At 42.6% G+C, this 21,532-nt stretch carries 11 protein-coding genes; 3 read left to right on the top strand and 8 right to left on the bottom strand.

Annotation, left to right across the window (positions count from 1 at the left end):
* Positions 1-168 precede the first annotated feature (168 nt).
* Complete coding sequence (locus CXF88_RS12065; protein WP_101087052.1) at positions 169-2,562, top strand: TonB-dependent receptor; 2,394 nt, start codon at positions 169-171, stop codon at positions 2,560-2,562.
* A gap of 206 nt (positions 2,563-2,768) precedes the next feature.
* Here the strand turns inward: CXF88_RS12065 and CXF88_RS12060 are convergent, their stop codons facing one another.
* The 6 genes from CXF88_RS12060 to malQ all read right to left on the bottom strand — a co-directional run bounded on the left by CXF88_RS12060 (position 2,769) and on the right by malQ (position 15,082).
* The gene (locus tag CXF88_RS12060; protein ID WP_101087051.1) at positions 2,769-4,496 is read right to left on the bottom strand and encodes a glycogen/starch synthase; all 1,728 of its coding nucleotides are present in this window, start codon (positions 4,494-4,496) and stop codon (positions 2,769-2,771) included.
* A 9-nt stretch (positions 4,497-4,505) separates the two neighbouring features.
* Positions 4,506-5,768 carry a glucose-1-phosphate adenylyltransferase gene (gene glgC / locus CXF88_RS12055; RefSeq protein ID WP_101087050.1) on the bottom strand — a complete coding sequence of 421 codons (1,263 nt, stop codon included), beginning with the start codon at positions 5,766-5,768 and terminating at the stop codon, positions 4,506-4,508.
* A 99-nt stretch (positions 5,769-5,867) separates the two neighbouring features.
* On the bottom strand, positions 5,868-8,426 hold the full coding sequence (locus CXF88_RS12050; RefSeq protein WP_101087049.1) for a glycogen/starch/alpha-glucan phosphorylase: 2,559 nt from the start codon (positions 8,424-8,426) through the stop codon (positions 5,868-5,870).
* Positions 8,426-10,525 carry a glycogen debranching protein GlgX gene (glgX, locus tag CXF88_RS12045; RefSeq protein ID WP_242445140.1) on the bottom strand — a complete coding sequence of 700 codons (2,100 nt, stop codon included), beginning with the start codon at positions 10,523-10,525 and terminating at the stop codon, positions 8,426-8,428. Before glgX ends, CXF88_RS12050 begins: the two co-directional genes overlap by 1 nt.
* A gap of 59 nt (positions 10,526-10,584) precedes the next feature.
* Positions 10,585-12,822, bottom strand: coding sequence for a 1,4-alpha-glucan branching protein GlgB (gene glgB, locus CXF88_RS12040; RefSeq protein WP_101087047.1), 2,238 nt, complete (start codon positions 12,820-12,822; stop codon positions 10,585-10,587).
* A gap of 37 nt (positions 12,823-12,859) precedes the next feature.
* Positions 12,860-15,082, bottom strand: a complete 2,223-nt coding sequence (malQ, locus tag CXF88_RS12035) for a 4-alpha-glucanotransferase (protein WP_101087046.1) — start codon at positions 15,080-15,082, stop codon at positions 12,860-12,862.
* A 540-nt stretch (positions 15,083-15,622) separates the two neighbouring features.
* On the opposite strand from malQ, the gene CXF88_RS12030 reads away from it, so the two are divergent.
* A complete protein-coding gene (locus CXF88_RS12030) occupies positions 15,623-16,198 on the top strand; it encodes a CoA pyrophosphatase (protein WP_101087045.1) in 576 nt (191 codons plus the stop codon).
* A gap of 81 nt (positions 16,199-16,279) precedes the next feature.
* On the opposite strand, the gene CXF88_RS12025 is transcribed toward CXF88_RS12030, so the two are convergent.
* Positions 16,280-16,615 (bottom strand): hypothetical protein, encoded by a 336-nt coding sequence (locus tag CXF88_RS12025; RefSeq protein ID WP_011637624.1) that lies wholly within the window; start codon positions 16,613-16,615, stop codon positions 16,280-16,282.
* A 181-nt stretch (positions 16,616-16,796) separates the two neighbouring features.
* Between CXF88_RS12025 and asnS the strand changes: the two genes are divergently transcribed.
* Complete coding sequence (gene asnS / locus CXF88_RS12020; RefSeq protein WP_101087044.1) at positions 16,797-18,197, top strand: asparagine--tRNA ligase; 1,401 nt, start codon at positions 16,797-16,799, stop codon at positions 18,195-18,197.
* 1,204 nt (positions 18,198-19,401) lie between these two features.
* On the opposite strand, the gene CXF88_RS12010 is transcribed toward asnS, so the two are convergent.
* The gene (locus tag CXF88_RS12010) at positions 19,402-21,096 is read right to left on the bottom strand and encodes a hypothetical protein (RefSeq protein ID WP_101087042.1); all 1,695 of its coding nucleotides are present in this window, start codon (positions 21,094-21,096) and stop codon (positions 19,402-19,404) included.
* Between the last annotated feature and the right edge of the window lie 436 nt (positions 21,097-21,532).

The raw sequence follows: 21,532 nt of genomic DNA, 5'->3' as shown, positions 1-21,532 counted from the left end.
TGTGGGTAGTTGTGACCACAATGGAGTAATTATCGCCTTTAACTAGATCAGAGTGTCATGAGATATGCCTGATTGAACTAACTAAGCCTATATTAAAGCGACCTATGTACCAGCGAAAATGACCTATAATGTTACAAAATTACTCATAACGTTATCGCAGGATTGCTAATGTATAAAAGTCTCGTATCTTTGGCCGTTATTGCCAGTATTTCAGCCCCAGTAGCAATCGCTGCAGAAGAAGGTGAAAACCTAGAGCGCATTCAGGTTATTGGATCGCGTATTGCCCTTCGTACCGCCACAGACAGTGCAACTCCTGTCGATATTATTACCTCAGAACAACTTGAAGCAACAGGCATCACCGAAACGGCCAAGGCATTGCAGTTTGCTGCGCCCAGCTACAGCTTTCCATTCTCGTCAATTACCGATGGCAGCGACGCGGTTCGCCCTGCAAGCTTACGAGGCATGTCACCTGATCACACTTTAGTGTTGGTAAATGGTAAGCGTCGCCACGGTTCAGCATTGGTTCACTTAGCTGGCACTTTAGGCAAAGGTTCATCAAACGTTGACCTTAATGCCATTCCAATGACTTCAATTAAGCGGATTGAAATTTTACGCGACGGTGCATCAGCACTATATGGCTCTGATGCGATTGCGGGCGTCATCAACGTCGTGCTGAAAGACAGCGACGAAGGTGGCAGCATTGCCGCCCAAGTTGGCCAAACCTATGAAGGCGACGGTGAACAAGTACGCCTAGGCATTAATCAAGGCTTTAGTTTTAGCCAAGACGGCTTTGTGAATGTGTCTTTAGAAGCACATCAGAAAAATTCAACTAATCGTGCCGGTTTCGATTCACGTCAGCAATACCCGACCCTAGCAGATGGTAGCCTTGATCCACGTGAAGCCACATTCGATCGTAAAAATCATCATGTTGGCGACAGTGATTATGACAACTACGGTTTATTTGTAAATGCTGAGCAAGGGTTAGATACCAAGGGCAAGCTTTATGCCTTTGGTGGTATTAGCAAACGCAGCTCAACTTCAGGCGCTTTTTATCGTCGTGCGTTGGATTCTCGTAACGTTATTGAAGTGTATCCAGACGGCTTTTTACCACAAATTAGCCCAGAGATTATCGATTACTCTTTAGTCACCGGTTATGAGTTTGAGTTGGGCCAATGGGAAATTGATTCATCAGTTGGTTTTGGTAGCAACAGCTTTGAATACAATGTTGAAAACAGCATTAACGCTTCGCTTGGCCCTAACAGTCCAACAAGCTTTGATGCTGGTACATTGTCAACCAGTGAGCTGAATCTAAACTTAGATGCTTCAACCTACTACGATTTTGCCAATGACTCTGACTTACTCGTGGCAATGGGCATCACATGGCGCGAAAGTGGCTATCAAATTGAAGCTGGCCAAGAAGAATCGTATATCCAAGGCGATTACCAAGATAAATCGGGTGGTAGCCAGGGCTTTGGTGGTTTCACTAAAGAATCTGAAGTAGATGAAGACCGTACAAACCTTGGTTTGTACATCGAATTTGAAAACCAACTTACCGATAACTTTTATTGGGCGGCAGCGGTTCGATATGAAGACTATTCAGATTTCGGTGGCAATACCAGTTGGAAATTGTCTGGTCGTTATGAGCTAACAGACCGAGTGGCACTTCGTTTAACCACTGATACAGGTTTTCGCGCGCCAAGTGTACAACAGCTTTATTTTACCAACGTATCCACTTTCTTTGACCCTGATCCGGTCACTGGTGAATTTATTCCTAGAGAGTCAGGTACCTTTAACCAGTTATCACCGGTTAGAGCTGAGCTAGGTATTCCCGATCTTAAAGCGGAAGTATCACACTCTTATAGTGCAGGTATTGTTTACACTGGCGACAATGGCTTTGCAGTGACATTAGATGCTTATGAAATCAATGTTGATGACAGAATCATTTTGTCAGGCTCTATCGACAAAGAAAGCTCACCCGCCATTGCAGCCATTCTTGAAGGCACCAATGCCGACTCGGCGCGTTTCTTTATGAATGCGGTTGATACTAAAACTCAAGGTGTAGACTTAGTTATCACTCAAGGTTTTGACCTTGGTGAATACGGCGATCTAAAAGCAAACCTTGCTTACTCATACAAAGAAACTGAAATTGAGTCAATTTCTTTGCCTTCAATCCTCAATGGATTAGAAGACGAGCTATTTGATAATATTGAAGTCGTTCGCATGACGGAAGCCAATCCGAAAAATACCGCTAACATCGGTTTTACTCATCAATATGATGACTTCACCACTAACTTACGTTTCAGCTATTTCGGTGAATATACCGTGGGTTATTCATCTAGTGAAGTAGAATACGGTGCGAGATGGACCACTGATTTAAGTACTCGTTACCGTGCAACCGATAACCTTTCAGTAACGTTAGGGGTACAAAACCTATTTGATACTTATCCAGAGAAACGCCCAGAGGATAATAATTTTAACGGCATATTTGTATACCCACTGACCAATACTCCGTTTGGATTTAACGGTGGTTACTATTACTTAGATCTACGTTATACCTACTAAAAGATTATTTATTAGTGAGTATTTTCAGCCGATAACCACGCTGAAACGCAAAAATGCCAATCATATTTGATTGGCATTTTTCATTACATCAAGCTGAACATAAAACGATTGGCTAATAACATTAGTTTAAGTTGTCTTGCTAACGGACTAATGCTTACTGACTGTATTTACTGACTGTATTTACTGACGTTGTTTACTGACGTTGTTTACTGATCATTATCATTCGCTACATAGAGCTTTGCTAGATATTGCTTCGCGACATCGTCCCAGCTAAATCGCTGTTTGGCGGCATTATGCTTCACCTGTTGCCAAGTATCGCTGCCATATAACGCAAGAACTTGATTAACACGTTCAACCAGGGCTTGTCCTTGTGCAGCTAGCGTTTCACCATTAAACACCCAGCCGCTGACATTATCTGTAATCGTGTCGTTCAGTCCACCCACGCCATGAACCAAACAAGGTTGCCCTGCCCGCATTGCCAGCATTTGACTTATTCCACATGGCTCAAATGAGCTTGGCATTAAAAATAAACTGCCCGATTGATAAAGTTGCTCAGACAATGCTTCATCATAACCGTGTAAAAATAAAAAGTTATCATAACGCGCAGCTGTAGCTTGCAGAACCTTAGCAATATGCAGATCACCACTACCAAGCAACATAAACACCCCGTTGGGTTGTTGTCGCTTTAATGATTCAAGTACCGCTTCTAGTACTGTTTTTGCTGAGGAAAGGCTTTTATCTATTTGCGTTGCACTATACGGTTGCAACAAAATCAACACTTTTTGCTCAGTTAACCGACCTACTGATGTCAGTAAAAACCGTTGTTTGTCATCATCAAACGTTTGGCTATTTACCTCTAACGATCGCAGATGCTCCGCCAATACAGCATGCTTATACTGACTCATTCGCGTGAGCGCAATGGTGTCTAATACACTGACATTATTGGCCTTTGCTTGCCATTTGATAATCGCGTTTTCCGCTTGGTGCAATAACCCTGCATATCCTGTTTGATGATCAACATCATTTAGGGGCTTATCATCATAAACACAACCATTAATGATCCCAACGACATTACCTTGCAGCGCTTTAGTGGCTAAATCTAGCTCTAATCCTTCACCGCCAAAAAAGCCTTTATGATAATCCGACGGCATTAACACTTCACGGGCATAACTGGGCGACACCAAGTGCACTTTATCACTCAGTACTATGCCCATTCGCATTGGATTAATGCAATTGTTGTAACGTGGATCAAATAAGCTTACATCGGCAACTGCATTCAATTTTTCCATGTACTGTGGAAACCAATGGGCAAACGATGAATCATCACCGCTGAAGGGGCGGATCCCCTGCAAAGCCAAATTATGGATAGTGAACACACAAGGCATCGCCTGCAATGCCGAGAACTCCGCCACGCAGCCGCGAAGCATCGCCACCATTGCGGTGTGCCAGTCATGCAGATGCAACACATCGAAACAAGGTAATAGCCTTTTGACAAGGCATGTGGCAACACTCAATGAAAACAAAGCAAACTTGGTCGCATCTTCGGCAAACGGTCTGTCGGCTGAACCATTACAGTAAACCTGACCTTGATGGTTAAACAGCGGATGATCGAATAGATAAATTTGGGCGCCAGTATTATCTTGCTCACCGATATCGACCATTTCGTCTTTGTTTTGCGGCCTAGGCATCCGATACACAGATACCACATGACGCTCACCCGCAAAATCAACTTCAATATCTGCCATATGTACGGCACAATATTGTTGAGCTAAAAAACCATAATTAGGCATAGCGACATCGGCTATCACGCTGCATTGGCCTAATGCGGGTGGCAAGTCGCGGATAACATCCGCCATGCCACCTACTTTAGCGCCGTGCAGTGCATCGTTTTCTGCTGCCACCAGCAGTACTCGCTTTACACTCACAAGAGTCATTTACGGTCCTTATTCGTAACCAACAGGTAAACCCAACATTTTACGAGTTACTAAGGTAATACCTTTTTCGGATACCCTAAAACCTCTTGCCCTGTCGTGATCTTGATTATAACCAATCACCATGCCTTCTGGGATGATACAACCCCGATCTAAAATGGCATTTTGGATTTTACAGTTCTTTAATACCACCACATCGGGTAATAATACCGAGTCTTTTACCGACGAATAAGAACATACCCGCACTTCATCAAACAACACGCTACGTTTAACTTTTGCGCCGGAGATAATACAACCACCGGACACAATAGAATCAACCGCCATACCGCGTCTATCTTCATCATCGAACACAAATTTAGCCGGAGGTAATTGTTCTTGATAGGTCCAAATAGGCCATTTGGCATCATACAAATTCAATGCCGGCGTAGGTGATAATAGCTCCATATTGGCTTGGAAAAATGAATCTAAGGTACCCACATCGCGCCAATAAGCAGGTTCGTCTGGAACAGCACTAGTAAAAGGAAACGCGAACACATTATGCTTTTCTATGATTGCCGGAATGATGTCTTTACCAAAGTCACGGTCTGAGTTTTCGTTGTTCGAATCCTTTTTCAATTGATCGAACAAAAACTTGGTATTAAACACATAATTGCCCATCGAGGCTAAACACATTTCCGGATCGTTTGGTGTCGGTTTAGGCTCAGCCGGTTTTTCTTCAAAGCCAATCACCCGATTAGTGCTATCGACTTCCATTACCCCAAATGCCCCCGCAGCTTCGGCTATCGGCGTTTCTAAACAGCACACGGTCATGTCGGCACCTGATTCTGCATGGGCGGCTAACAAGCCGGCATAATCCATGCGGTACACATGATCGCCAGATAGAATCATCACGTATTTAGGTATTTCATGGCGAATAATATCGATATTTTGAAACACAGCGTCTGCGGTACCTTGATACCAATTACCTGATGTTTGTTGCGACGCCGGTAATATCTCAACCGATTCACCCAATTCCTTCTTAAAGTGGCCCCAACCACGAGTAACATGCCGAATAAGCGAGTGTGATTTATATTGTGTCACCACTCCCACGCGACGAATTCCAGAGTTAATACAATTCGATAATGGGAAATCAATAATCCTGAATTTACCACCAAAATATAACGCCGGTTTAGCGCGCCAGTCGGTTAATTCGTACAACCGAGAACCACGACCACCCGCCAAAATAAGCGCATAGGTATCACGAGTTAAATTACTAATATAACGAACATTACTCATAAGCAGACTCCATTTGACTATCAAAGATAGCCATCAATAAATAAGCATTGATCTACGACTTACTTGTTAACTAAGCGGCATAACACCGCCATCCCTGTATTACTTTTTCATCCAGATTTCGTCGCGGTAACCCGCTATAGTGTTGTCGCTTGAAAAACGCCCGCTTGCGGCGGTGTTTCTAATACTCATTTTTTGCCAACTATCTTGATCAAGATAGGTTTTTGCCACCTGTTCTTGTGCCAAGCAATAACTGTCAAAATCGGCAGCGGTCATCCATTGGTCGTTAGGGTCGACAATCGAGGCAATAATGTTGTCGAAAATACCCGGTTCGACCAAATTGAAATGAGCGCTTTTGAGCATGTCCATCACCCCATGAAGGGCTTTAGAATGTTCAACGATGTGCTGAGGCTGATAATTCATTCGGGCTTGGCTTACTTGATTAGCATCTAAGCCAAATAAGAAAAAGTTCTCATCACCCACTTCTTCAAGCATTTCAATATTGGCACCATCTAATGTGCCGATAGTCAAAGCGCCATTCATCATGAATTTCATGTTGCCTGTACCTGAAGCTTCTTTACCTGCTGTTGATATTTGCTCAGATAAGTCGGTACCCGGACAGATTTTTTCCATCGCACTAACGTTATAGTTAGGCAGGAAAGCCATACGTAAATACGGCGTCACCAGTGGATCAGAATTGACCATATGGGCGACATTGCTTGCTAACTTAATGATTTGTTTTGCCATGGCATACCCTGGCGCAGCTTTGCCACCAATTAATACGCAACGGGGAACCATATCTTGAGTATCGCCATTTAAAATTCGACGATATAAATGAATAACGTGCAGAATATTCAATAATTGGCGCTTGTATTCATGGATACGTTTTACTTGCACATCGAACATCATCAGAGGGTCAAATTCAATCCCACATTGCTGATGCACAAAAGTGGTTAACACTTGTTTATTCTCGAGTTTTATTTGCGCCCATTCCTTAACAAATGCTTTGTCACTGGTGAAAGCATTTAACGCGGTAAGACGTGATAAATCGTTAATCCACTCATCGCCTAAGCGACGACAAATCAACTCAGATAATTTAGGATTACAATACGCGAGCCAACGCCTAGGGGTGACACCGTTGGTTTTGTTATTAAATTTGTGGGGCCACAGTTGATAGAAGTCATTGAATAACCCTTCTTTAAGTAACTGAGTATGTAACCCCGCCACACCATTAACCGAAAAACTGGCAACAATCGCTAAATATGCCATCCGTATTTGCTGCTCTGGGCCTTCTTCAATAATCGACATGTTGGCCAACTTTTGAATATCTGCGGGCCAATGATGAGCCACTTGTTCAAGATAACGTGCATTGATTTCGAAAATAATTTCGACAATTCGCGGCAACATATTTTTCATCATCGGCACAGACCAACGCTCTAGTGCTTCTGGCAATAAAGTATGATTGGTATACGCCATAGATTCACTGGTGATCGCCCAAGCGGTATCCCAACTCAAGCCATATTGATCAAGTAACAACCGCATTAACTCAGGTACTGCAATGCTCGGGTGAGTATCATTAAGTTGCAACACGTTATGAGTACTAAACTGGCTAAAGTCTTCACCAAATTGACCGACGTAACGGGCCAGCAAGTCTTGTAAGCTGGCAGACGACAAAAAGTACTGTTGTCTTAACCGCAATTCTTTGCCGTTAACACTCGAATCATTGGGGTACAACACCATGGTGATTTGTTCGGCTAGGTTTTTCGTCGCGACGGCTTCAGCATAATCACCTTCGTTAAACTCTGCTAAATCAAACTCGTCATTGGCTTCTGCCTTCCACAAGCGCAGCGTATTAATTCGGCCATTTTTAAATCCTGGGATCGGCACGTCATAAGGCACGGCCAGTACATTTTGAGTTTCCGCCCACACATGGTGTCGATGCCCTTGTTTATCGACATAGGTTTCGGTATGGCCAAAAAAGGGAACGGTCACAATACGATTGGCAATACGGACTTCCCATGGATTACCGTGTCGTAACCAACGGTCCGGACGCTCAACTTGGTAACCATCGACAATTTTTTGCACAAACATGCCATATTGATAACGAATACCGTAACCAGTAACCGACAAATCTAAACTGGCACAACTGTCGAGGAAGCACGCCGCAAGTCGTCCAAGCCCGCCATTGCCTAAGCCCGCATCTTGCTCAACTTGCTCAAGCTCTTCTAAACTAGTCGCGTATTCAGTCATGACTTGTTGCGCATCGGCGGTAATGTCTAAACTCAATAATGCATTACCTAATGCTCGGCCCATCAAAAACTCTAACGACAAGTAAGCCACTTGTTTTTGTTGGTATTGATTATCTTTTATCCGTGTTTGACGCCAGTTATCCAGCATTTGCTCTTTAACACTTTGCGCCACGGCATTAAACAATTCATGTTGCTCATGTTCATCGCGACATAAACCATAACGAATATGTCTGGCTAACGAGGCTGCTAAACTGTCGCAAGGTTCACAAGGCTCTGCATGGGAACTGAGCTGATTATCTGCTGCGGTTTGTGTTGCGACTTTGGTTTTACTACTGGTCTTACTGTTAGTTTTAGCTCGACTGGCACGGGCAGTCGGTTTAGTCGCACTGGCGTTAGTTTTCGCTGTGGTCATCAATTGCTCCTTGTAAACTCGGTATGAAATAACATTAAACTACGGCTGATTAAATTGACTTGCTGACTGGCATCCACCACTGGCTCACTTTCTTGGGTATGCAATAAACAATGCCAATAACGAAAGTGAGGTAATTGCGGTAATGTAAAGGTATGTGGGGACTCATCGACATTGATCATCAACAATAAGGCTTCAGTACTTTCAGCAACGGCGCCAACATCGGCATCACCTAAATTACCGGTTAAAATAACGCTTAAGGTGCGGGTATGATGTTCACACCAATGTGATTTCGTCATCGCTTCACCTTGGCGGTTAAACCACGCTAAACCGTTATCGAATAATGCTTCTGGTTTATGAATAAATGCTTGATGACACAACATCGGAAAGCGTTTACGTAAGGTGATCAACTGAGCGGTAAAATTCACCAACGACCAATCTATTTGCTGCCAGTCGAACCAACCCATCGGATTGTCTTGGCAGTAGGCATTGTTATTACCTTGTTGAGTTTGGCTAGATTCATCGCCAGCCAATAGCATCGGCACCCCCTGAGATAGCAACAAGCACGTTAATAAATTTCGCTTTTGTCGGTTGCGAATGGCATTGATGGCGACATCGTCGCACTCGCCTTCTATGCCATAATTACTGCTACAGTTTTCTTGATGTCCATCGCGGTTGTCTTCACCGTTGGCCAAGTTATGACGATCGTCATAACTGACTACATCATGCAAACTGAAACCATCATGACTGGTGATAAAATTGATACTGGCTGCTGGCCCGCGACCGTTATGTTCAAAAAAGTCACTCGAACCATGAAATCGTTTAGCAAATTCAGGTAACAAACCACTGTCACCGCGCCAGAATTTGCGCATAGCATCACGGTAACGGTCATTCCATTCACTGAATGCCACGGGGTAATTGCCTAACTGATAACCACCAGGGCCAATGTCCCATGGCTCAGCAATCAATTTCACTTTACACAGCACAGGATCTTGAGTGATGGCGTCAAAAAATCCACTTCCTGGGTCAAAGCCATAGGCTTCTCGTCCAAGGCAACTGGCTAAATCAAATCTAAATCCATCCACGCCCATCACTTCAACCCAATAGCGCAGCGAATCCATTACCAGCATCAGTACTTGGGGATGATTAAGATTAAAGGTGTTACCACAACCGGTATCGTTAATGTTAAAACGCTTATCATTGGGTAATAAACGGTAGTAACTGGCATTGTCGATCCCGCGGAAACCATACGTTGGCCCTAAATGGTTACCTTCAGCAGTATGGTTAAATACCACATCCAAAATGACTTCAATGCCGGCTCGATGAAGTGTAGAAACCATCTGCCTAAATTCAGCAATGTCATCCGATGCAGACAAATAAGCGCTGTGCGGCGCCATAAAAGCAATACTGTTATATCCCCAATAGTTATTGAGGCCCTTTTCAATTAAAAATGGCTCATCAAAAAAACCATGCACGGGTAATAGCTCTATACAGGTTATGCCTAAGTTTTGTAAATAATCGATGATAGGTTGGCTCGCTAAACCTGCAAAGGTGCCTTGTTGCTCGCTGCTGACCTTGGGATGCTGTTGGGTAAACCCTTTTATATGGGTTTCAAATATAATGCTGCGCGCAAGGCTAATATTAAGCGGCTCAATTGGAATATCATTGACAAAGCCGCAATCAATAACCTGTGCTTTAGGCACATATGGCGCACTATCTTGGGTATCAAATGACAAATCTTCGTCCCTGGCTTCAATGTCATAACCATAAAGCGCAGGATGATATATCACCTCGCCCACCAGCTTTTTTGCATAGGGATCGAGTAACAATTTATGATGATTAAAGCGATGACCTAATTGAGGTTGATATGGGCCAAAGACACGATAACCATACAATAGCCCTGCTTGTGCATCAGCAAGATGACAGTGCCAAATTTGTCGAGTTTGATCGCTCATGATGTATTGCGCGACCTCAACTTCTCCAGTGGCATCAAAGATACACAATACGACTTGAGTGGCATGCGCCGAAAACAACGAAAAATTCACCCCGTTATCATCGAGTGTCGCCCCTAGTGGATAAGGATAACCGCTGGTCATATCCATAACATGCCCCTGTAAAGTTGAAACCATAGTGTCTGTACCCACTTATTCCGTCGACTCATCTAGCTTTCTGGTTCGTCAGTTCGTTCGTCCAGTTCTGGAGCCCAAATGCTGCAACCTAACGGAGGGACAGTAATGACAATACTGTGTGACATGCCCTGCCATGGCGTCGCTTGAGCTTCACAGGGATTATCATTGACGACGTGACTGCCGCCATAGTGGCGATGGTCGCTGTTGAGCATTTCGCTGTAGCATTGTTCCGCAGGTACACCCACTCTGAAATCGTGATAAACCTGTGGAGACATGTTGACCACAATCACGACATGTTGTTGCTTATCCATGCCAAAACGACAAAATACTAAAATGTTATTTTCAGCATTGTTGCAGTCGAGCCATTGGAAACCGTCGCTATGATGATCACGTTGATATAAGGCAGGATATTGTTGATAGCATTGATTGAGATCGCGCACCCAATCTTGCACACCTTGATGTGGTGCATAGGTTAATAAATGCCAGTCGAGGCTCTGGTTATGATTCCATTCGTTGCGCTGGGCAAACTCGTTACCCATAAACAACAGTTTTTTGCCCGGATGGGTCCACATAAAGCCATAATAAGCGCGTAATGTGGCGAACTTCTGCCAGTCATCACCAGGAATTTTATGCAGTAACGAGCCCTTACCGTGAACCACTTCATCATGACTGAGTGACAAAATAAATTGTTCGGTAAAAGCATAAACTAAGCTAAAAGTGAGCTCTCCATGGTGATAACGCCTAAAAAGGGGATCGCAACTGATATAACGCAGTGTGTCGTTCATCCAGCCCATATTCCACTTAAAGCCGAATCCTAAGCCATTATTACTGGTGGCTTGTGTCACCCCTGGCCATGCGGTGGACTCTTCAGCAATCATGTTAATACCAGGAAAACACTGATACATACGTGCGTTTAATTCTTGCAGAAAGCTGATTGCCTCAAGGTTTTCACGACCGCCAAACTCATTGGGGATCCATTGATCCGCTGTACGGCTATAATCGAGATAGAGCATTGACGACACAGCATCAAGGCGTAAGCCATCAAAATGAAATTCATCTAGCCAGTAATGCGCATTACTGTATAAAAAACTGCGCACTTCCGCGCGGCCATAGTTATAAATTAAGGTATCCCAATCCGGATGTTCGCCTTTACGGGGATCGTCATGTTCATATAAGCAACTGCCGTCAAACCGTACCAAACCGTGAGGATCGCGAGGAAAATGAGCTGGCACCCAATCGAGTAACACCGCAATGCCTTGCTGGTGGCATGCATCGATAAAAGCTTTAAGGCCATTGGCATCACCAAAGCGATACGTCGGCGCAAATAACCCCACGGGTTGATAACCCCAAGAGCCATCGAACGGATATTCACTGATTGGCATTAGCTGTAAATGGGTAAAGCCCATTTCTTTGATATAAGGCACCAACTCGGCTATCAACTGCGAGTAATCGGTATAATCTTGGCCGTCATCCCCGTTGCGGCGCCATGAGGCTAATTGCACCTCATAAATAGACATAGGTTGTACATGTGGTTGATGGCTTGCCCGTTCTGTTAACCATTGACTATCTTGCCAGTCATAGCCTTCTACTCGAGGTATTTTCGACGCATTATGAGGTGACGGTTGCATGGCGACCGCATAAGGATCGGACTTAATAACTTGATTGCCATGCATATCGCTAATGGCATATTTATAGTGCTGATCGGGTTCAACCTCGGCAATGAAAATATCCCACAGCCCACTGGCTGGATGATGACGCAACACATGGCGCTTATTGTCCCATAAATTAAAATCACCAATCACCGCAACTTGCTTAGCATTTGGCGCCCAAACACAAAAATGAACCCCTTTTACATCGTGATGTTTACGCCAATTAGCGCCTTGAAAATGGTATGTTTGCAGCTGGCTTCCTTCGCCAAATAAATACACATCGTCAGGATTGAGTAGACTGTCAAATTGATATGGGTCGGTGATAAGCTGCTCACACAACGGATATTGCACCCGTAATAGATAAGCAAAATGGTTAACTCTGCGGCCCATTTTACCGGCAAATAAACCTTGTTCATTCACTTGCTCAAGCGTCGCCACTTTACGTCGATCTTTAGCATTCAACACATCAACACTAAGCGCACCAGGTATTAAGCAACGAACAACCAGCGCTTTATCATCATTAACACTGTGCATACCAAGCAGTGAAAACACATCGGTGTACTCACCATTTAATAAGGCCATTTCACTACCTTGTTGAACATACGGGGTCGCTACTGTCATATTTAATGATCCATTAATGAGCAAGTTTATCGGATGACTATGTGTTTACTGCACTTGTGTTTACTGCACTGGCGTAAGTTCGGGACTTTCGCGCCGATGCTATCGCTTCAAGACGTTGCTGCACTTTAGGGCTTTGGGACATTTGTTTGATAGACAGGGGTAATCGGCGTTGCCAATTAGGGAACTCTTTCCAAGTACCGGGAATATTTACCCCGTGTTTATCAGCGACTAAATCACTTAATTGCACACTAAATAATTGTGCATTGCCCTTAGCAGCAACGCGTATCCAAGCCAACAACACACTATCAAAATCTAATTGTTCGGCTGATGTCATGGGGGTTGGTAGCTCAAATGCTTGTTCGCGGATAAGCAAGTCAATCAATTGCTGTTTTTCTTGCTGACGCTGGTCCATGACCTGATGTAACTTGTCATCGGTTTCAATCAATTCAAGTTGACGTCGTAGGCGTAAATCCGCAGCAAACCACCACGCAGAAAGTGTCGGTACATCGTGATTAGCCAACATCATCAGGCTTTGACGTTTATAGTCTTGTGGTGGTTTAAACCCATTATGGTCTTTACAGAAATAAAATAATTCATTTGATAAAATGCCCGCTTGGTGTAAACACGACACAATCTCTGGTGGTACTATGCCTAAATCTTCGCCAATCACGATGCAACGAGCACGCTGGCTTTCTAAACAAACAATGGCGAGCAAGGTGTCCAGCGGATAATATACATAGCAACCTTTACCAAGTTCTTCATGCAGAGGCCACCACCACAAACGTAGTAATCCCATAACATGATCAATTCTCAGCGCGCCGCAGCTTTGCATATTACTGCGAACCAATTGGATAAAATGGCTAAAATTATGCTGCTTTAATTTCACGGGGTCGAATGGGGTTAAGCCCCAATTTTGGCCTTGCTCAGCAAAAGGATCTGGTGGTGCGCCGATACTGGCGTTATCACAAAACAAATCTGCATTGGCACTAATTTCAGCGCCATGACTCACCGCACCTACGGCCAAATCACGAATAAGCCCAATACTCATACCGCATTGTTTTGCATTCAACTGACAAGCTTGTAATTGTTCATCGGCGACAAATTGCAGATACAAATAAAAGCCAACATCTTGAGTGAAATATTTTGATGCTAATGCCACCTCAACGGTAACAAACTGCATCAACGCAGCTTCATCTTGTAAAACAAACTCTTTATAGGCCTTGTATCTTGGGGTTTCTAGCTTGATGTGGTGAGAACAAAATATTTGATACATTTTCTCGAATGCTGCGTATTTAAGACTGTGCACTTCATCGTAATTAATGAGATGTGCTTGATTCAGTACTAACCTTTTTTGCTGCCATTTTTGTGATGATAACTCCCCATTAAGGACTTTATATTCATGAACGGCTTCTATTTGTATGTACAAGGGGTTTAACCGACGGCGGTCTGTTGGACTGTATGGACTGGGGTTATCTGGCTGGCTTATGTCTACTGCATGTAATGGATTGAGAAGAATAAAATCAGCACCAGCATGGGCAGCGTACTCAATAAGCTCAGCTAAATTGCCAAAATCACCAATGCCCCATTGCGCATCATTACGCAATGCATACAGTTGCGCATTAAGCCCCCAAGATTGCTTACTGCTGTTAAGTGGTTGCACTAGGCGACCTTGATAAGCCGTAGACGGTGCAACCATCAACTGTCCATGTAAGGTATCTTTATGCTGAGGATCGTTAATAAACGCTAAATCGAGTTGGTGATAACCTAAATGTAATTTAGCTTTATCAAGTATTAAACGATATTGGCAATAACGTTGATCATTAATATGATATTCGCCAGCAATAACACAATCACTCACATCGGCATTCACCGAAATTGTGTCAATATTTTCACCGCTGATGGTCACCACAAACTCAAATGAATAATGCTCTGGCAGATAGATATCAACATGAGGCTTATCAATAGTACACCACTGAAAACCATGTAGCGGTACCAACCAAGGCTGTACATCGAGTTGCTCTATTCTGGCGTCTATCTTTGGTGGTGATAAATGCTGCTGAGTAAAAGCCTGTACATCGAATAGTTGCTGGTCAGGCTTATTCATACCATGAAGGTGTTCATGTTGATCAAACGACGATTGCAACAACATTGTCGTTAAAATGCCCTGCCTGTCCTTAGCAGGTATGTGAACAAGATTACCGAAACAATCGATAAACTCTGCCCCAACGCCTTGCAAATATAGCAACTTCTCTAGTCCCATATTTGTCTTCCTCGCGATAATTAACTGCATTAATTCCAGCAGTTACCATGCCAGTTCATCATAACAAATTGACGACAGATTAATTGCAGTAAGATGACAATGGCTATTCATTAAAAATCATATAGTTACTAAAGAAAGGTTAAGATTGTATTGCTCGTTTAATACGCTTGTTTTAAGTTTGTTTTTTGCACAAAAATAGTGCGCAACAATCAAATCAGTGCATATTATCTATGGATTTCAAGTGGAAGCGCCTTAAAAATAGGCAGTTGATATCATTGCTATTATGATTTTGTATTGCCAATGGCTTAAGTCTTAAAACTGCTCTGGCTCAATTACCCTATGTAGATGTTTAAGCCTTATAACGCCACGGTTAACAGTGATGCTTGTTACTGAAATAGAATAGCCAATTAATACTTCTGTTATGCTAGCTGTATCGCTATTGTCAGCGGTGGGGTGATAATCTCTTCGTTCCAAAGTACCACGCAGGGTTGATTCCAGATCACAACATCCCTTGTCATTAACAGGATACACACGTAATAAATGAATAAACACGAATTCACTTTGCGCTACAACTTACATTGTTTGCGTTCGACAATTGCTTCTGCGCCCCCGTCGTACCTAGGCCGCGAAGCCGCGGTATTAATCCCTGTGATCGAAATAGAGCAACAATTACATATTATTTTAACCCGACGTCCGATGCATTTACGTCACCATCCTGGGCAAATTAGCTTTCCTGGCGGCAAAGTTGAGCCAAATGATATTAATGCCATCCACACCGCGCTGCGCGAAGCTCACGAAGAAATTGGCTTATTGGCAGATAATGTGGATATTTTAGGTGTGTTTCCAGCTCATAAAACCTTTACTGGTTTCGAGATCACCCCTGTCGTGGCAATGATAAAGCAGCCATTTGAACTGGTTCTCGATCCCGGTGAAGTGGATGATTGTTTCTCAGTACCATTGAATTTTTTTATTGAGCGCAGTAACCGTCATAAAATGTTGCATTATCGCCACGGCGCACATTATCAAGTGCACTTTATGCCATTTGAAGACAAATTTATTTGGGGAGTAACGGCAGCTATTATAGATTTACTGTGCCACCATATAGCAGATAACTAATCACAGTTGGCACATGACGTAAAAAGCCAATTGATGGTTGATTAGCTTAGAACTATTGTTCCAAGCATCATCAGTGTTATTTTACACCACGTAACGAATATACAAACCGGCTGCGAGTGATACCAAAAACAACAATGGAATATTGACCCAAAAACCAATTCGAGTGGTGGCTTTTGCATAAAAGTTTACCAGCAAATTCAAAAAGCTGACCCCAGCACACCACCATATTAAGTATTCTAATTTAATGGTTAACTCAGGGTCCCAGTTTAATCGTACCGATGCGCCTTTACTCAAAAAATAACCTACCGCACGATCAGGTCTGGCTTCGCCAAAAATAATCAATGCATAAATGGCTAAGCTCCAACCTAATAACGACAAAACGGTCAATACAACCTGTATAATTCCTAAACGAGACATGGCCTTTCCTTGGTTTACGAGAGAATATAAAGGCTAATTAGCCATATATTTAACCGACATACTCAAAAGTATCACATTAATCACCCTAGAATAGCGTTTTCAGCTTGAGAAAAGCCACCAGCAAGGTAAGATAAACCCCAATTTTATATTTATATTCTATACGTTGGAGAATAAAGCAACAATGAGCATTGCATCTGTCGCTTCTGTATTTAAAGGTGAACACGCCGTTGGTTCGCAAGTCACTGTCCGTGGCTGGGTAAGAACTCGTCGTGATTCAAAAGCGGGTATCTCTTTCTTGGCCGTGTATGACGGTTCATGTTTCGACCCTATTCAAGGTGTCTTGCCTAATAGCCTAGCCAATTACAATGACGATGTATTGAAATTGACTGCTGGCTGCTCTGTCGTAATGACGGGTGAAGTAGTTGCCTCTCCTGGCGCTGGTCAAGCATTTGAATTACAAGTCACTGAAATAGTGGTTACGGGTTTTGTAGACGATCCAGATACTTACCCAATGTCGGCCAAACGCCACTCTATTGAGCATTTACGTGAACTTGCCCATCTACGCCCACGAACTAACATTATTGGTGCAGTAGCCCGTGTACGTAACTGTTTATCGCAAGCGATTCACCGCTTCTATCACCAAGAAGGATTTATCTGGGTATCTACCCCGTTAATTACCGCTTCTGATTGTGAAGGTGCGGGCGAAATGTTCCGCGTGTCGACCTTAGACATGGAAAATCTACCTCGCACAGCAGACGGTAAAGTCGATTACGATAAAGATTTTTTCGGTAAAGAATCATTTTTAACCGTGTCGGGTCAGTTAAACGCTGAAACTTATGCTTGTGCGTTATCGAAAGTATATACTTTCGGCCCAACGTTCCGTGCTGAAAACTCAAACACCACTCGCCACCTTGCAGAATTCTGGATGGTTGAGCCTGAAGTGGCATTCGCAACGTTAGATGATGCGGCTGAGTTAGCGGAAAGAATGCTTAAATTCGCGTTTAGCGCAGTGCTTGAAGAACGCATGGATGATTTAAACTTCTTTAACGAACGTGTTGATAAAACCGTTATCGAACGTTTACAAGCATTCGTTAGCAGTGACTTTGCTCAAGTGGATTACACTGATGCGGTTGAAATCCTTAAAAACTGTGGTAAGAAGTTTGAATTCGCAGTTGAATGGGGTATTGATTTACAATCTGAGCACGAACGCTACTTAGCTGAAGAGCATTTTAAAGCGCCTGTTGTCGTTAAGAACTACCCGAAAGATATTAAAGCTTTCTATATGCGCTTAAACGATGATGGCAAGACTGTTGCAGCAATGGACGTATTGGCACCAGGTATTGGTGAGATTATCGGTGGTGCACAGCGTGAAGAGCGTTTAGACGTGCTTGATATGCGTTTAGCTGAAATGGATTTAAGCCAAGAAGATTACTGGTGGTATCGTGACCTACGTCGTTATGGCACCGTACCTCATTCAGGTTTTGGTTTAGGTTTCGAGCGTTTAGTGTCGTATGTGACAGGCGTTAACAACATTCGTGATGTTATCCCATTCCCACGCGCCCCACGTTCAGCCAGTTTCTAATTATCTCGATAATATGAAATGACATAAACGCGCCATTTGGCGCGTTTTTTATTAGCTTTAATTTTTATGTGAAATAGAAATCGTCAATATTTATCCACCAAGAAGCACAATCGACATTTAGAAGACATCTCCTTCCAAAGTTGTGGTTTAGCTTAGCAATAAAAGAAGCCCGTTAAATGAGTAGGCTCCTTATTAGACATTATCTATCGATTATCTTAACATTAAGATTAAGGTGCAGTTAATACATACATTTTTATGTTGCAGCTAACAATCGCTTAAGCTTATCTTTCACATATTTCTAATTATAAGATCGGTATTTTTTGCTTTCCGCTGCTTTGCCATTCACTTTTGGTACTTGAAGATGAAGCACTCCATTTTTAAGTTAGGCTTTTATATTAGCTTCATTTGGTCTGCTCTCAAGGGTAAACTGCGCACATACTTACCAGAGCGACGTTCTTTTCTGATCACACGCCCATTTTCTTTTTCCTCATTTTCTTCGGCTGTAGTTGCCTCGATTGTGAGCAAATCTCCATCAACCGTAACGTGAATATCTTTTTTATCTACGCCAGGTAAATCTGCACTAATTTCATAGTGCTCAGCCTTATCATTAATATCTACTTTGGACTAAAAAATCCAACCCCCCTTATGCCTTCGATGCTAGGAGAATAGAAACTCAAGAAAATATCAACCATATCAGATAGTTAATTTACAGAAGTTAAGTTTATAATAAAATTTCCTTTCAGAGGTGATCAGTTCATTAAGATGATTTCGTCTCGTAATCTACATGGCGAAATCTGGTGTTTCACCTGTCAAGTTTAGCGGTCAAATAACGGACTCACCATAATGTAGATCAGCTCTCGACTATTAATGTGACATAAACACACATCATTATTTATGTTGATTATTTCTTCCTCCATTACATTTAAACCTTATAGATTAATCGCTTCTTCAGTCAATAAATTTGGTTAAATATGATGCTGTGTTAGGCGTACACTTCATAAAGGAATACAGGATTTAAATGAAAGTAAGACTCTGACCCATAATTAGTTTTTACTGGATTAATGTATAGCTTAAGGACCAAAGGGAAAAGATATGCTGATTTTTAAGGTCAGAAAAATGAGGGAACAATTTGAAAATAACAAAATGCCGCTCACCTTAGGTGAACGGCATTAAACAAATTGTTAGCATTTAGACTCATTAAAAATTAATTTTGAGTAATAGCCGCTGTATTACCTGCACCACCACTTTGTGTAATTGACGCACGGTCACTCATTCCATTCTGGGTGATAGAGGCTACGTTATGAGCAAGAGCTGCACCGAAACCTGATTGCGTAATAATGCCATAGTTATCAGAGCCGTTTTGCGCAATAACTGCATCATTGTACTCGCCACTAGACTGGTTAACCCAACCTTCATTGTTTGCACCGGTTTGATCAATATCCGCAGTTCCAAAATCACCAAACTGGCTTACATCAGCAATGTTATCAGATGCTGTTTGATAAACATTGGCCATGTTACCTTCACCGCCTTGATCTACTGTAGTACTTTGAGTCATACCATCTTGTAATATTGTCGCACTTCCACCAATTGAGCCAGTCTGTGTGACATTAGCCATCAACATAGAACCAGGACCTTGGTCAATATCAACCATTGAACCAGAAACAGCAGATTGCGCGACTATTGCGCTAGAATCTGCAGCTTGATTTTGAGCTACATTAACATCGCCTGATTGGCTGGCATCAAGTTGAGTAATTGTTACAACTGAGTTATCCGATTCATTTAATTGAGTCACTACAACTACGTTACTGTCACCATTTTGAGTTACGCTTGCTGCAGCCATATAAGAAGTATCTTGGTTAATGTTTACATTGTTCAAGTTACCATCAGTCATAATAGTTGCTGAAGCAGGCTCATGAAAACCGAACCCGTACTGGCGTATGGTTGATGTATTGTTGTCACCTATAACATTCACAGAAGCGGTACTGTCGTTAACATGCTCCTGGTATACTGTTGCGTTGTTAGTGTTACCATCTTGTGAAACCGTTAAACTAGTATCAAATACGTGCTCTTGGTAAGTAGTCACATCATTATTGCTACCATTTTGAGTAACAGTTGCTGAAGCATTACTACTAAAATCTGTTTGCGTAACCAAAGCAGTATTAAAACTACCGTTAGTTTGAGTTACCGAAGCAGTACCAACACTGAAACTGTTTTGATTAATAGTTGCGTTTGAGTCGGCTGAATTATTCTGTTTAGCTGTAGCATCAGAGCCATCAGTAGTTTGTGTAATCCACACTTCTGAACGTTCAGAGCCGTTCATTTGTTCAGCATCTGCCGTGTTGTTATTACCGGTTTGGACAATCGTGGAAAGCGCATCGGTAGAAGTATCTTGATCTGAACTCGCAACGTTACCATTCCCTGTTTGGGTAATACTTGAACCGGCAGGATTATGAATACCAAAACCATACTGTCTGATGTCGGCATCATTACTATTGCCGTCTTGCTGTACAGTGGCAGAAGTATCATTTACGTGTTGCTGATCAACGTTTGCAGTATTAGTTAAACCATTTTGGTTAACTTCAGCCGTTGTGTTAGTCATGTGTACTTGATTAATAGTCGCAGTATTTGCTTGTACTGTTTGATTGATAATCGCACTTGAGCTATCGACGCCACCTGTTTGTGTGATATTCGCAGTTTGTGCATCGCCTACTTGGTCAATAGATGCATTACTATTAGTCCCAGTATTGGTGGTAATATTTGCAGTGTGATTAGTGCCAGCTTGCACAGTTGTAGCTGTGTTACCAGAACCGCTCTGAATAGTCGTTGCTGAGCTGCCTGCTGCGTGAGCTGTACCGAATACCATTGCAATCGCAGCGGCTAGTGGAAGTAGTTTTGTCATCAGTAATATCCTTAAAAATAATTTAGAGATTTACGAGTCATAAATTGACCTGTTAAATCATCCCAATGTAATGATGTTGTCCTGAGCAACATTCTTATTCCAGGAAGAATAATGAATGCGCGATTACTAAATACTGGAGCTCTTTATCTTCACCTCTACCATAAAGATTGAACGCTCCAAACAACTTTCACCATGCAACTTACGCAAGCTATTTTTGCACAGTGAACGGTTTCTTAATCCTGCTTAACAATAAATGGGTTAACTTGCGTTAACGTGAATGATTATGGGTTGATAACATCATTTCAACATCCAGCTAAGGTATTAAAGCTCACCCTCAACAGGCTAGTTTTCGAAACAAGCCCCCCCTCATAAGTATTAGTCCTCATAGAGTCAGCTACAAGCCAATGACACCTTAAGGTATTAATAAATATAACCT

Origin of the sequence: Shewanella sp. ALD9, from assembly GCF_002836315.1 — a bacterium.
Taxonomy (GTDB): Bacteria; Pseudomonadota; Gammaproteobacteria; order Enterobacterales; family Shewanellaceae; genus Shewanella.
The sequence above is the reverse complement of the archived record's forward strand: the minus strand, read 5'-3'. Positions and strand labels throughout refer to the sequence as shown.

What these genes read in the sequence shown, in the direction of transcription:
- glgX (WP_242445140.1), bottom strand. Translation starts at nt 10,525, where the DNA reads ATGGATATGACCAGCGGTTATCCTTATCCACTAGGGGCGACACTCGAT.
- malQ (WP_101087046.1), bottom strand. Translation starts at nt 15,082, where the DNA reads ATGGGACTAGAGAAGTTGCTATATTTGCAAGGCGTTGGGGCAGAGTTT.
- CXF88_RS12010 (WP_101087042.1), bottom strand. Translation starts at nt 21,096, where the DNA reads ATGACAAAACTACTTCCACTAGCCGCTGCGATTGCAATGGTATTCGGT.
- glgC (WP_101087050.1), bottom strand. Translation starts at nt 5,768, where the DNA reads ATGAGTAATGTTCGTTATATTAGTAATTTAACTCGTGATACCTATGCG.
- CXF88_RS12025 (WP_011637624.1), bottom strand. Translation starts at nt 16,615, where the DNA reads ATGTCTCGTTTAGGAATTATACAGGTTGTATTGACCGTTTTGTCGTTA.
- CXF88_RS12030 (WP_101087045.1), top strand. Translation starts at nt 15,623, where the DNA reads ATGAATAAACACGAATTCACTTTGCGCTACAACTTACATTGTTTGCGT.
- asnS (WP_101087044.1), top strand. Translation starts at nt 16,797, where the DNA reads ATGAGCATTGCATCTGTCGCTTCTGTATTTAAAGGTGAACACGCCGTT.
- CXF88_RS12050 (WP_101087049.1), bottom strand. Translation starts at nt 8,426, where the DNA reads ATGACCACAGCGAAAACTAACGCCAGTGCGACTAAACCGACTGCCCGT.
- CXF88_RS12065 (WP_101087052.1), top strand. Translation starts at nt 169, where the DNA reads ATGTATAAAAGTCTCGTATCTTTGGCCGTTATTGCCAGTATTTCAGCC.
- CXF88_RS12060 (WP_101087051.1), bottom strand. Translation starts at nt 4,496, where the DNA reads ATGACTCTTGTGAGTGTAAAGCGAGTACTGCTGGTGGCAGCAGAAAAC.
- glgB (WP_101087047.1), bottom strand. Translation starts at nt 12,822, where the DNA reads ATGACAGTAGCGACCCCGTATGTTCAACAAGGTAGTGAAATGGCCTTA.